This window comes from Ruegeria sp. CG4, from assembly GCF_056537185.1.
The window spans coordinates 47,350-59,950 of sequence record NZ_JBQFRB010000004.1; the positions used below are offsets into that span (position 1 = coordinate 47,350).

Annotated in this window: 11 protein-coding genes; 6 read left to right on the plus strand and 5 right to left on the minus strand. The window is 57.1% G+C overall.

The window, feature by feature from the left end; genetic code table 11:
• Nucleotides 1-26: 26 nt before the first annotated feature.
• Nucleotides 27-995, plus strand: coding sequence for a zinc transporter ZntB (locus ACR0J2_RS12535; protein WP_480812759.1), 969 nt, complete (start codon nt 27-29; stop codon nt 993-995).
• Between the two features lie 27 nt (nt 996-1,022).
• On the opposite strand, the gene ACR0J2_RS12540 is transcribed toward ACR0J2_RS12535, so the two are convergent.
• The gene (locus ACR0J2_RS12540; protein WP_480812760.1) at nt 1,023-2,282 is read right to left on the minus strand and encodes an MFS transporter; all 1,260 of its coding nucleotides are present in this window, start codon (nt 2,280-2,282) and stop codon (nt 1,023-1,025) included.
• A 604-nt stretch (nt 2,283-2,886) separates the two neighbouring features.
• On the opposite strand from ACR0J2_RS12540, the gene ACR0J2_RS12545 reads away from it, so the two are divergent.
• The 4 genes from ACR0J2_RS12545 to ACR0J2_RS12560 are packed head-to-tail and all read left to right on the plus strand — an operon-like array spanning nt 2,887 to nt 6,624.
• Nucleotides 2,887-3,369, plus strand: a complete 483-nt coding sequence (locus tag ACR0J2_RS12545; protein ID WP_480812761.1) for a paraquat-inducible protein A — start codon at nt 2,887-2,889, stop codon at nt 3,367-3,369.
• Nucleotides 3,330-3,980 (plus strand): paraquat-inducible protein A, encoded by a 651-nt coding sequence (locus tag ACR0J2_RS12550; RefSeq protein ID WP_170806815.1) that lies wholly within the window; start codon nt 3,330-3,332, stop codon nt 3,978-3,980. Before ACR0J2_RS12545 ends, ACR0J2_RS12550 begins: the two co-directional genes overlap by 40 nt.
• Entirely contained in the window at nt 3,977-6,058 is a 2,082-nt protein-coding gene (locus tag ACR0J2_RS12555) for a PqiB family protein (RefSeq protein ID WP_480812762.1), read from the plus strand. Before ACR0J2_RS12550 ends, ACR0J2_RS12555 begins: the two co-directional genes overlap by 4 nt.
• Nucleotides 6,059-6,060: 2 nt before the next feature.
• On the plus strand, nt 6,061-6,624 hold the full coding sequence (locus ACR0J2_RS12560) for a PqiC family protein (protein ID WP_480812763.1): 564 nt from the start codon (nt 6,061-6,063) through the stop codon (nt 6,622-6,624).
• Nucleotides 6,625-6,806: 182 nt separating this feature from the next.
• Here the strand turns inward: ACR0J2_RS12560 and ACR0J2_RS12565 are convergent, their stop codons facing one another.
• The 4 genes from ACR0J2_RS12565 to ACR0J2_RS12580 form a co-directional block, all read right to left on the minus strand.
• Nucleotides 6,807-8,057, minus strand: a complete 1,251-nt coding sequence (locus tag ACR0J2_RS12565; RefSeq protein ID WP_480812764.1) for an aminotransferase class V-fold PLP-dependent enzyme — start codon at nt 8,055-8,057, stop codon at nt 6,807-6,809.
• Between the two features lie 211 nt (nt 8,058-8,268).
• Nucleotides 8,269-8,856 carry a TetR/AcrR family transcriptional regulator gene (locus ACR0J2_RS12570; RefSeq protein WP_480812765.1) on the minus strand — a complete coding sequence of 196 codons (588 nt, stop codon included), beginning with the start codon at nt 8,854-8,856 and terminating at the stop codon, nt 8,269-8,271.
• Nucleotides 8,857-9,160: 304 nt separating this feature from the next.
• Nucleotides 9,161-9,682, minus strand: a complete 522-nt coding sequence (locus ACR0J2_RS12575; RefSeq protein ID WP_480812766.1) for a DUF2141 domain-containing protein — start codon at nt 9,680-9,682, stop codon at nt 9,161-9,163.
• A gap of 4 nt (nt 9,683-9,686) precedes the next feature.
• Complete coding sequence (locus ACR0J2_RS12580) at nt 9,687-10,595, minus strand: sterol desaturase family protein (RefSeq protein WP_480812767.1); 909 nt, start codon at nt 10,593-10,595, stop codon at nt 9,687-9,689.
• A gap of 238 nt (nt 10,596-10,833) precedes the next feature.
• Between ACR0J2_RS12580 and ACR0J2_RS12585 the strand changes: the two genes are divergently transcribed.
• Complete coding sequence (locus ACR0J2_RS12585) at nt 10,834-12,585, plus strand: adenylate/guanylate cyclase domain-containing protein (protein WP_480812768.1); 1,752 nt, start codon at nt 10,834-10,836, stop codon at nt 12,583-12,585.
• Nucleotides 12,586-12,601 lie beyond the last annotated feature (16 nt).

Here is a 12,601-nt window from a genome sequence, read left to right on the forward strand (position 1 = left end):
ACCGATCGCGGGGGAAAAGTAGGTTCATGACATCTCGAACCGTCACTCCGCTTTGCGCTTTTGACATCGCAAACGGGCGCGCAACCCCCGTCACATCTTCCTGGCCCGAGCCTGTGCCGGAGGATCAGAATGCGTATCGGTGGCTGCATTTCGATCTCACGGATCAGGGCCTTGAGCAGTGGGCGTCTCAGCACCTGCCCGAGATCGCTGCGCACGCCTTGCTGCAATCGGAAACGCGGCCACGTTGCGATCCGTATGAGGACGGTCTTATCCTGAACCTGCGGGGCGTCAACCTGAACCCCGAAGCCTCGCCGGAAGATATGGTGTCGTTGCGGCTTTGGGCGACGAAAAGCACTGTCATTTCCGCGCGTGTTCGCAGGGTTTGGGCGGCCGATGCCATTCGGGTGACCGCCGAACTGGGAACAGGACCGGCCAGCGTCGGCGCATTTCTGGCGGAACTCACCTATGGTCTGACAAAACGTGCAGAAGCCGTTTCGCTGGAACTTGAGGACGAAACCAACGCCTTGGAAGACGCCGCCCTTGACGGGGCATCGATGAGCTCGGGCCAGATTGCGCGGTTGCGCCAAACCGTGATCAAGCTTCGGCGCTATATCAGCCCGCAACGCGATGCACTGGACGCCTTGTCGACATCAGACCGCGATATTCTGGATGAGCGTGCAGCAACCCTTGTGCACGAGACCGCGAACCGAACGCGCCGCATCCTGGAAGAACTGGATGCAAGCCGGGACCGGCTGGCGGCTCTACAGGATCAGATGGACGCGGCGCATGCCAATGCCATGGCCAAGAATGGCTATCTTCTGTCCGTTGTTGCGGCCATATTTCTGCCTCTGGGGTTTTTGACAGGTTTGTTCGGCGTGAACGTGGCGGGAATGCCGGGTCAAAGCGCCCCGTTGGCCTTTTGGGCGCTGACCCTTGCTTCGCTCGCGATTGGTGCCGCACTTTACATTGTCTTCAAAATGTCAAAGTGGTTGTAGCGGGAGACACCGCCGCGGTTTCGAACCCTAAAGTTCCCTGTTTTCCCCGGCGACGGCATTCTCTTCGGAGGCAAGGTTGGCGGTTTCCGGCGTGGCGGCCCGGGGTAGCGGTGCAGGCTGGAAGGCAACCTTATCCTTTTCGGCAACCGGTGGCGCAATCTTGATCCTCAGGACTGCAAACAGGATCAGCAGAACATGCGCAGAACCTGTTGTGACAAACAGGCTGCTTGTTCCTACGTTTGTCATCGCGAATCCGGCAATCGTGGGTCCGACGATTGACCCAATGCCATAGACCAGAAGCAGGCCACCACTGACCTGAATGAAAGCCCCCGGTGCCGCATGATCGCTGGCATGGGCAACGATCACGGGATACATCGAGAACACCGTCGCGCCGAAAACTGCGATCAGCAGAAGCAGTGCCCATTCTTCCGTTGGGGCAAACAGAACAAACAGCCCATCGGCTGCCAGGGCGATGACAGCCACGCCAATCAGTACCACCCGTCGATCAAAACGGTCAGAAAGAGCGCCCACAGGAATCTGAGCCAAAGCGCCCGCCAGGATCGGAATGCTGGCAAAAAACGCGATACCTGAAACATCCAGCCCGACGCGCGATGCATATACGGCAGCCAGCGTGCCGAAAGCCGCGTTGGAAATACCAACCATGAATACCGAAAAGACGGCCACGGGCGAATTTCGCCACAGCCCCGGCAAATCAAGTGATACGCTGACCAGCGCGGCAGGTGTTGCCCCGGCAGAAATGGCAGTTGGCAGCAGCGCGGCGCAGTAGACGATGGCCGCCAGAACAAAGAAGAAATAACCCGAGGTATCACCCGTCACGAGCAGCATCTGACCAGCGGTCGAGGCGGCGAGGTTCACCATTGTGTATATTCCGAAAACCCGCCCCCGCGATGTGCTGTCGGTTCTTTCGTTCAGCCAGCTTTCTACAATCATCGCCGCGCCGGCAAAACAGAACCCAGAGACCGCGCGAAGCGGAATCCACACCCAGGGTGTCATCAGAAGAAGCGAAAGCAACACGGTGATCGCCGCCAGGGCGCACATAACGCCGAAGGACCTGACATGGCCAACCTTCGCCACCAAATACGGCGTCTGCAAACACCCAAGGACATAACCGATCGCCCATCCGGTCCCGAGAAGACCCAGCGAGGCGGCCGAAAACCCCTCCTGTTCTCCACGTACGGGCAGAATCAGGCTGTTCATGCCCCCTGCAAGCAGAAGAAAACCAGACCCCAGAAGAAGGGCCGCCAATGGAAGTAGCTGTCGTGCCATGGGATGACTATCACCGGGTCTGCGAGAGAAATCAAAAAACCCTGTGAAAATCAGCGAACAGCACCCGGTCAATCACCAGAACCTGGACCGCTCAGAGGAGTTTGGCACTATGCGAGCCGCATTCTTCTGAGACACTGTTCTTGCCGACTTCAGCAAGGTTTTCAAACGCGCGCATAGTCATATCCGCGGACCTGCGCAAGTCGTCCCGGAGAGAACAGCGGGAAGACGCCGCTCGATTGACAAGACAGGCACATCGGCCTCATGGCAAAGGCATCAGCCTATCCACGCAGTCGTGTTCAAAGTCAGCGCCGCGAAAGCTGACCAAGTGATTTAAGTTGACCGATTTCAAAAAAACATCTGTCAGGATAAATCAATATGATCTAAAGCACACATCCTAGGTGCACCTTTTTTGGTCCGTCCCAAGGCAAGCATTGGGGGAGAAGGTCAAATAACAAACGCGTCTCATGAACCTGTCACCTCGACGGATGTGATCGTGTGCCCGAACTGTGATGCCGCATTTCGGCTGGTTAAGCCCGAATTCGCCGAGCGTGCCAGATGCGCCAGATGTCACACTGTGCTCATTACTCCGAAGCGGAAGGCCGGTATGCAGATCATTGCCCTGGCTATTTCGGTCGCTGTACTTGTGGTCGCTGCAATGTTCTTTCCGTTTCTCACCGTCAGGGCGGGTGGCGTTCACAACTCGGTGTCGATCATGAGCACCGCGCTGGCGTTCCAGGGCGGCATTTACGGCCCTCTCGTGTTGGCCATGATTCTGTTGATCGTTCTGATCCCGCTGGCCCGCGCAGTCCTCAGCATCTATGTTTTGCTGCCGATCGTGCTGGAACGCCCCTTGCTGCCCGGGGCAAAGCCCGCGTTTCGATGGGTCGAAGCGCTGCGCCCCTGGTCCATGGCCGAGATCTTTGTGTTGGGCTGCGCCGTTGCGCTGACCAAAGTTGCTGACGTCGCCGAAATTCAGTTCGGCGCCGCCTTCTGGATGTTCACCGCACTTGTCCTGCTCGTCATCGTGCAGGACAGTCTTCTGTGTAGATGGTCTGTATGGAACTCTCTGATTCATCCCAGAAAATAGTCAGCGCGCGCGAGCTTGGGCTGGTCGCCTGCCGATCCTGCACAAAGGTGCATCGCCTGGGCGAAACCCGCACCTGTCAAAGATGCGGGCGAAAGCTCCGGTCGCGTGATGAATTGGCGATCCAGCGCGTTTGGGCATGGTGGTTGGTCGGCGTCATGGCGTACATCCCGGCAAATCTGTACCCGATGCTGGAAACACGCACGCTTTTCACCCGGCAAGCAGACACCATAGTGGGTGGGGCCGTGGATCTGATCCATCACGGCGCATTCGGAATTGCGGCCATAATCCTGCTGGCCAGCGTCGCCATTCCGTTGGGCAAGTTTGCCGCCATCGCCCTATTGGCGCTCAGCATATCCCGCCGGTCTTCACTCTCCATGACGCAGCTCCGACTGGTGCACGAGGTCGTGGAATATGTGGGGCGCTGGTCGATGATCGACATTTTTGTAGTTGCAATCCTGTCCTCTCTGGTTCAGCTCAGCAGCCTGGCATCGATCAGACCCGGCACCGCCAGTCTCTTTTTTGCACTCTCGGTGATATTCACCATGCTCTCCGCCCAAAACTTTGATTCAAGGTTGATCTGGGATTCACGCCAACGTCAGGAAGCCAAATGAACGATATTCCCGATGTACCGATCGAACAGCAACCGCGCCGGATATGGGACCGTGTATCGCTGATATGGGTCATCCCGATTGCCGCGGTTGCGGTCGCGCTGGCGGTTGCCTGGCAGTCTCTTTCCAGTCAGGGCCGGGTAATTCATGTCACATTCGAGGACGGCGCGGGCCTTGTCGCAAATTCGACCGAGCTGCGCTTTCGGGACGTGGCTGTCGGGTTGGTCGAAAAAGTCGGCCTGACCGAAGGGCTTAAGGCCGTCGAGGCGCAAATCCGTCTGAGCAAGGAGATTTCGCCATATGTCGATGCTTCTGCCCAGTTCTGGGTGGTTCGGCCTGAACTCACCACTCAAGGCGTGTCTGGACTCGAAACGGTTCTAAGCGGCGTCTACATCGAAGGCAGCTGGGATGCGAATCCGGGCGAGCCGACCAAACTCTTCAAAGGCAGACCGCAGCCGCCCTTGTTCCGGGCAGACAAGCCGGGGTTGCAACTGACCTTGCGCAGCTCGGCCCGTGGCCAGTTGACGGATGATGCGCCCATTCTTTTTCGTGGCATCGAGGTTGGGCGGGTCGGCAAAGCCTCGATCGATCCGCGCGGAAATTTCGCAGTGGCCGAGGCGATCATCTACAATCCGCACCAACGTCTCATCAATGACACGACGCGGTTCTGGGATACGTCCGGCTTCAGCATTTCCGTCGGCGCCGCCGGGGCATCTGTTGATTTCACTTCCATAGCCAGTCTCGTGGCAGGAGGCATCACCTTCGACACGTTCGTTTCAGGAGGCTCGGCCGTATCTGACGGTACATTGTTCCAGGTCTATGAAGACTCCGAAGCCGCACGGGACAGCATCTTCAACCAGTCGCAGGTCGATGAGCTGTTTGTCAGTGTGATCTTTGACGACAACATCTCGGGCCTCAGTGTGGACGCCCCCGTTGAACTGGCGGGTCTGAGGATTGGAACGGTGAACAGCGTCATCGGTCTTATTGATGAGGAAGCTTTCGGGGACAACCGGGTGCGCCTGAATGCGGTCCTGGCCATACAACCGACGCGTCTTGGCCTGCCAGATGAAGTTTCACCCGCTGCCGCGCTTGAGTTTCTGAAAACGCGGGCCGATGAGGGGATGCGCGCGCAACTGGCTTCTGCCAGCCTGCTTTCCGGTGGCTTGAAGGTGCAATTTGTCGACAACACCGATGATGATCCGTTCGACTGGAATGAAACCGCCGAAGGGATAACAATCCTGCCCACCACTCAGAGCGAGATACAGTCGGGGGAAGCCTCGGTCGAGCGTGTTCTGACGCGTATCCAGGCGCTTCCGGTCGAAGAGTTGATGTCCAGCGCCGTCGCGTTTCTTGACACTGCCCGCGCTTTTGTGGCCAGCGACGCAATCCGGGAAACGCCCGAAGACCTGCGTAAGCTGCTGGCGGCAGCCACGGCCGTGGTTGAATCTGACGACGTTCGCTCGGTCGCGGGGAATATCAATAAACTGCTGGATCAGGTCGATGCAATGTTGACCGAACTCAGGACCGAGCAGGTCACACAGCGCCTGCTCGGCGCCGTGGATGCGGCGACAAACGCCATGGAATCCGTGGACACATCCATTGCCGGCCTTCCAGAGCTGTTGTCGAGCCTGAACACTCTGGCTTCAAGGGCCAGTGCTTTGCCCCTGGACCAGTTGGTCACCGAACTGACCGGGATTGTCGCAACATTGGATGAGCTCATTCAAACCGAAGGCGTTCAGGACCTGCCTGTGCAACTGAATGCGACACTGGCCGAAGTCAACGCCGCTTTGGTCGATTTGCGCGAGGGTGGCGCGGTCGACAACGTTAACGCAACCCTGACCTCGGCGCGCAATGCCGCCGACGCGATTGCCAGCTCGACCAGCGAACTGCCCGCTCTGGCCGAGAGAGCCAGCAGACTGATGGACGAGGCATCTGCCACCATCAGTGGATTCAACAAGGGTGAAGCACTCAGCCGCGATGCACGAGCGGCGCTGCGCGACATTCAGCAGGCGGCCAATGCCCTTGCGGCGCTGCTTCGAACGCTGGAACGCGACCCAAGCATATTGATCAAGGGACGATAGACATGCCGCTACAAAAATTCCTCACGTGCCTGAGCCTGGTGCTGTTGGCGGGCTGCGGCGGGCTGAACGACCGGGTTTCAGTCAATGAACCAACTTTGGAAGGCCGTGTCAGAATAGGCGTTTCATCGCTTGAGATCAAAGAACCATCACTGCCCGGTTACGCCGTGGCGGACGAGATTTCGATCGAGGGCGAAGGCGGTCTGCTGGTTACCGAAGGGTCGGTTCTCTGGGCGGACAAACCTTCACGCGCGATTGCGCTGGAACTGACCCGTCATCTTACCGGCCTGACCAGAACTCGGATTGCATCCTCACCGTGGCCATTCGAGGAACCGCCTGCAGGAATTCTGGACCTGCGGTTTGAATCCTTCGTGGCACGGGCCGACGGCACCTTTTTTGTCTCAGGGCAGTATTTCCTGGGTCGGCTCGACGGGGGGCGAGAACGGTCGGGGCTGTTTGAACTGGTTGAGCCAATCGGCGAACCGCTGAACAGCACCAACATCGCCAAGGCCCGGGGACGAGCCGTCGCAAACCTTGCCCGGTTCCTGGCGAATAATGCACTGAAATAGTCCTGTGGCCGGGCGGTTGCCCATGGGACAAAGCGAACGCGCAAAGGGGTGAAGGCAGGTCAGATACGGGCGTTTTGAGGGCTTGATTCCAGCGCACCGCGCCCCAAACGGGCGCAAACCAGGCCTGCACCGATCACTGCTGCCCAAGCATGTGTTTTCAAAGGGCGTTCCCGCCTGCGGATTCAGGCGGCGATTGATTTCATTGCGCCCAGGAACTGGGCGACTTCGGCAACGCTGTTGTAGTGGCACATTGACACGCGCACACAGCTGTCCATGCCAAGCGGAGTCAGGATGTTGCCAGAGTAGTGATCTGCCTTGCGCAGATGCGTTCGGATACCCTGCTCGTTCAGCATTCGCACCACATCGACCGAAGGCACACCCTCGACCCGCAGCGACACCAGACCTTCGCGCGCCGGGTTGTCGACGCCGCCCAGAATGGTCACCTTCTCCATCTCGGCTAGACCCGGCAGGTTGCCGGTGCCGTGGATCATCGCATCGGTCAGCGCCTTTTCCTGTGCGTGAATCGCCTCACCGGCCGCTACGAACTTGGCCCGCCGGTCGGTGGCGTCGCTGACCTGCTCGCCCAGCCACTCAAAATAGCTGACAACATCGGACATGGTGGCGTAAGAGCCAGTATCGCGGGTCCCCATCTCCCAGTTGTCGGCAGGGCCATCAAGTAGGCTGTTATGCGGCAGCGCCGTCAGCCGGTCCGAAATCCAGGCAACCCCATAACCATGGCGCGAGAATACTTTGTAGGGTGAGATCACATAACCATCCACGTCATAGGCCGTCAGGTCGATCCGGCCATGCGCGGCGTGCTGGATGCCGTCGACGATGATGTAGCATTCGGGCGCAACCGCCCGAATGGTTGCAGCGACGGCCGCCACGTCGACCCCCATGCCTGTGACGGGTGAGGTATGAACGATGGTTGCAACCTTGGTGTCGGGCGTGACCATCGCGGCATAGCCATCGGCGGTCACGGTCCCGGTGGCATTGTCATGCGCGACCAGTACATGGCTCTGACCGGCGATACGCGCCCAGCGGTCACAGGCGCTGCGGGTGGCCGGGTGTTCCAGGGTCGTCCCCAGAACCTGACCCGCGCCGGTGCCCAGACAGGCGTTCATGATCAGGCGGAACAGCAATTCGGTGCCACTTTCGCCCACAAAGAACTGCCCGCCCGGCGCATTCATGAACACGGCCATATCTTCCTTGGCCGTGTTGATCACGCGCACCAGTTCATGGCTGCCCGGATTGTCGCGCCCCTGATTGTCGGGAATGGCCGCATAGTCCTGCGAGGTTTTCACCACTGAGTTCAACGTCAGCGCGCCGCCCGCGTTTTCGAAGAAAATCCGGGGTCCCTGTTGCGGACAATGGTCGATCTGGGCAAAGCGATCGCGGATCTGCTTAAGCAGCGGTGTGTTGATCTCGGGCATGGGGACTCATTCGTGCAAATTCTTCTGTCTGACATATATTGTTCGCGGGCCCAGTTTTCTCACAAAAAATGAATGGGCAATGCCTTTGCATTTTTTATGCTTCATCGGACGATCAGGTATCAGCAGCCCCGACCAACGAATACGGTGCCTGACTTTGGTAAGCTGGTACCCGAATTCCCGAAAACGTCCCTCTATTTTGATGCTATTCCTTTCAAGGGCTTCCAAGCGACTGCGCCAACTTCACAGCCCCCAGATAGGCCGATCGGCGCCAATCGGGCGGGGGGTTCAGCGGCGACAAGGCATCGGCCGTAAGATAAAGGTCGACGACTCCGTGCGCCACTGTCTGGACATCCTCCGGGTCCGCCGACGGATACTCTTTCTGGACGATTTGGCGGGCAAGCGCGTAGAACTCAGCCATAACACCCGTCAGAATTTGTCTGAGGTCCGGGTACTGTTCCACGACCATAACCAAAGCCTGGTAAGCGTTGTTCAATCGCGTGTCAGTTTCGCTTTCCTCGCTGAACAGGGCGTCCACAAAGTTCATTAGCCCCGGATAATCCTGCAAAGCTGTTCGCAAATTCTCCAAAGAGATGCGTTGTTCTTCCACAACATGCAGGGCCAAGGCGCGTACCATCTCGTCCCGGTTTCCAAGATGGTGCCGTATCAACGGCCGCTTAAGTCCGGATTCCTCCGCAATTCTCTCAAGCGTTGCGCCCTCAACCCCGAAACGGGCCACCAGCGTCATGAACGCATCCAGCACTTCGGCTTTGCGCTGTTTCTGAACCGAGGGACGCCCCATTGGTATTTCTCCGTCTCTTCAATTTCGAACCGGGCGGATCCGTTAAAACAGACCGTCAACTATTCTGAACTGCCCAGTGTCTGGCATACCGGAACTATGCTTTTTCCAGCTATTTTTCATCAAGCGCAAAGCTGGCGTATGTGCATTTTGCCGCCTGCCTTTCGGCATTTGCAAGCCCCGCAGATACCCGAGGAAAGTGAGTAGCGCCCTGATCCGCTGATTGGCAGCCCGACCCCGGGGCAAAGCGGCGTCACCACACCGAAATGCCCCGGTTCGAGACAACCATAACCTACCGGCAGGATGATCAGAACCAACCTGTCAAATACTGATCAGGCCAGTAAAAGAACGCCAGATCCACCGGAATACCCGGGCTGATCAGTGAGTACTCGAATACAGGGTCATCGTAGAGATCATTCAACCCGGAAACCGCATAGCCTTCCGTTGGCGTCCAACTCTCATCGAGACCCATCTGATAATCACTGTCTTCGTCATGAAAAGCCACCACGCTGTAGTAGTTGTCATTCAGGTCCGGGAAATCGACGCGCTGCGGTTCCGTGCTGGCGGGAAGCGTGACGTAGCCAACCGCCGTGCTGAAATCAAGCGCGTCAAAGGAAGCCGCATTGTCAAAAGCCATGACAACAAACTGGCCGCTGTCATTGCGCGCGCTGTGCAGGTTGACAACCAACCCACTGTCCGAAGACGTACCGGTCGAGGATGCCGATGTCCGGGGGATGTCCGTACCAAATCCCGAGGCCATCCAGGCTCCGCCGACGAACAGGGCCGTTGTGACCAGCGCCGCGGCGATTCGCTGTGTATTTGAAGGCATGGCGTTAACCCCGTTTATGGTTGGCCGAAGCGTTGGCGCCTTGTTTTTGGGGTCGCCAGCCCGGCGGACCAAACAGAACCCCCAGCTTGTTTCGGAACCCCGGCATTCGCCAGGCGTCGCCAAAGGCGCGGGCAAAGCCATGAAAAAAGGCTACAAACGGATTGACCGAATTGATCGGCGTAACCAGACCGTAAGTGACTTCTTCTTTTTCTTCTTCGAACGTGCCGAACATGCGGTCCCAGATGATGAAGATTCCGGCGTAATTCTTGTCCAGATACTTGCGGTTGGACCCGTGATGCACACGGTGATGCGACGGCGTGTTCATTATGTATTCAATGGGTTTCCAAAGCTTGCCGATGACTTCGGTGTGCAAAGCGGTCTGGTAGAGTTGCACCAGCAATTCCGCGACCAGGACAACAAATGGATTGAAGCCCAAAAGCACCAGGGGAATATGAAAGAACAAGGGCCAAAACCCATCCAGCGGACCATGCCGGTAGGCTACCGAAATGTTGAAGAAGGGTGAGCTGTGGTGCACCGAATGTGTGGCCCACAAGATGTTTATCCGATGCAGGATACGATGCTCCCAATAATAGGCCAAATCCGCGAGGATCAGCACAATCAGGAACGAAGCCCATGTGGTGGGGATGTCAAAGAACGCATATTGAGACGCCCAGACATAGGCTCCGACGTAGAAGCCGGCCATCAAAACAAAATTGATAGTAAGGAAGAAGCCCAGCGTGATGAAGTTGGTGACGGTATCGCCCACCATCTCGAAGGTCAGCTTTTTGCCAATCGCGTAACGCGCAAGTTCAAACACCAGAAAACCGATCGCAAAGACGAAAAACCAGTCGTCGATCATCGTCTCCCAATAGCTGATCTGGAAGTCGCTGACATACGTGTTGAGGAAGTCCATTTAGGTAGATCCTGTTAAATTGTCTTTTTTGACAATTAAAGAGTTTTAGCCCCGTGTCAAGTGGCCCTCACGCCAACGCTCGACCTTGATGCCGACACAGCCCTATCCATTGCGCTGTCTTGCGATCATGCTCGACATCGGTAATTCCTGAAAGAAACCGTTCGTCAAAACAGACACCTACCCATTACAAGTTTAGCAAATGCCCAAAGCTGGCCCGCAATCAAAAGTCCGAATTGGAATGTCAACGCTTCTGGCGCTGGCCATAGGCGGGTTGGTGGCGCTTTCGGTCAGTACGGTGCTTCTGGTATCAACCTACGCCAATGTTCAAAACACGACTGAATTGTGGAACACCTCAGCGTCGATGATCGTCGAGTCAATTGAGGACAGGGTCGTTAGCCTGACGACCCCTATCGAGGAATTGGCGAACTCTCTCCAGAAAGATGCAAGTTCGGGCGACGTCGAATTGTCCAACACTGACTTTCTGAAGGCATATTTCAAGGGCGTCGCAGCCTCCGCCCCCTATCTGACGGACCTTGCCGTTGTTTACCCGGACGGCAGCCTTTTTGTGACCAGTCAGATCGCCGATTCCGACGGAATTTCCTTTGTCACCATCACAGAGCCCCCGGTGGATGGGCGATTGCGGTATCTTGAAGATATCAAAAATTATGAGAACCTGTTCTGGAACGAACCGTTTTTTGAAGAAGGCAGGACGCATATTTCGGCCACCGTACCGGCCTATCGGGACGATGTGTTCCTGGGTGCCATATTTGTGTCTTCAACCGTGCATCATTTCTCGGACATCATCGATGAGTTGGGCAGCAAATTCGGCGCGACCGGTTTCATTCTCTATGGCGACAACCGCGTCCTGGCACATCCGAAGCTGCTGAACCTGTCCGGAAGTTCCTTAAGTCCGGACACGCCTTTGCATTCAATCGCTGCGCTCGATGACGCGGTGATCTCGCAAGTGCTAAAACAAGACCCCGAGTTTCAGGGGGGCGACAGCTCTTTTGACGGCTACGTAGTGGAGAACGCAACCGGTGAGTACTTGGTTCTGACCAGTACTTTGGATGAGTACGGTTTGGAACCATGGGTCATTGGCCAGTACTCCCCGCTAAGCGATTGGAGCAGTCAATGGAAGCGCCTCAGCTACACTGCCTTTGTCAGCATTGGGTTCCTAATAGCGTCAATGATTGCGGCGATTGTGCTGGCCAGAAAGCTTTCGGCCCCAATCAAAAAATCAACCGAAGAAGCCATCAAGATCAGCGAACTCAATCTGGATCAGATCGACTATCTTCCCCCCTCTCGCGTTGAGGAGGTAAACCTGCAGGCCGTGGCATTCAACAAGATGCTCGATGGGCTGCGCTGGTTTGAAACCTATCTGCCCCGCACTCTGGTGCGGCAATTGTTGAATTCCGGAGACCCTGATGTTGTCAGGCCTCGCGAGGTCGAGCTGACTGTCATGTTCGCCGATATTGTGGGCTTTACGGCTGCGTCAGAAACGATGACACCGCAGGCCACGGCCGACATGTTGAACAGCCATTTCGCGATTTTGAACCGTTGCATCCAGGCCGAGGGTGGAACGCTCGACAAGTATATCGGCGACGCCGTGATGGCGTTTTGGGGCGCTCCTCAGGAACAAGTCGACCACGCCGAGCGGGCCTGCCGTGCAGCGGTGGCCATCAAGCACGCCCTGGCTGAGGCGAAAGTTGGCTATGGACTGAAGATTGCGATTCACACCGGTCCGCTCATCGTCGGGAATATCGGAGCGGTCGAGCGGATGAATTACACCGTGATCGGAGATACGGTTAACACCTGCGCGAGGATTGAGACTTTGGCCGGTGATCTTGCCACAGAAGAGCCAACCAACATCCTGGTCAGCGACGCAACTGCGCGACGTCTCAGCGCGTCGTTCCAGCTGGAACATGTCGGCGATTTCCATGTGAAAGGCCGGTCGAAACAGGTGACCGTCTACCGGGTCAAAACTGAATAGATGATGGGATCAGTGG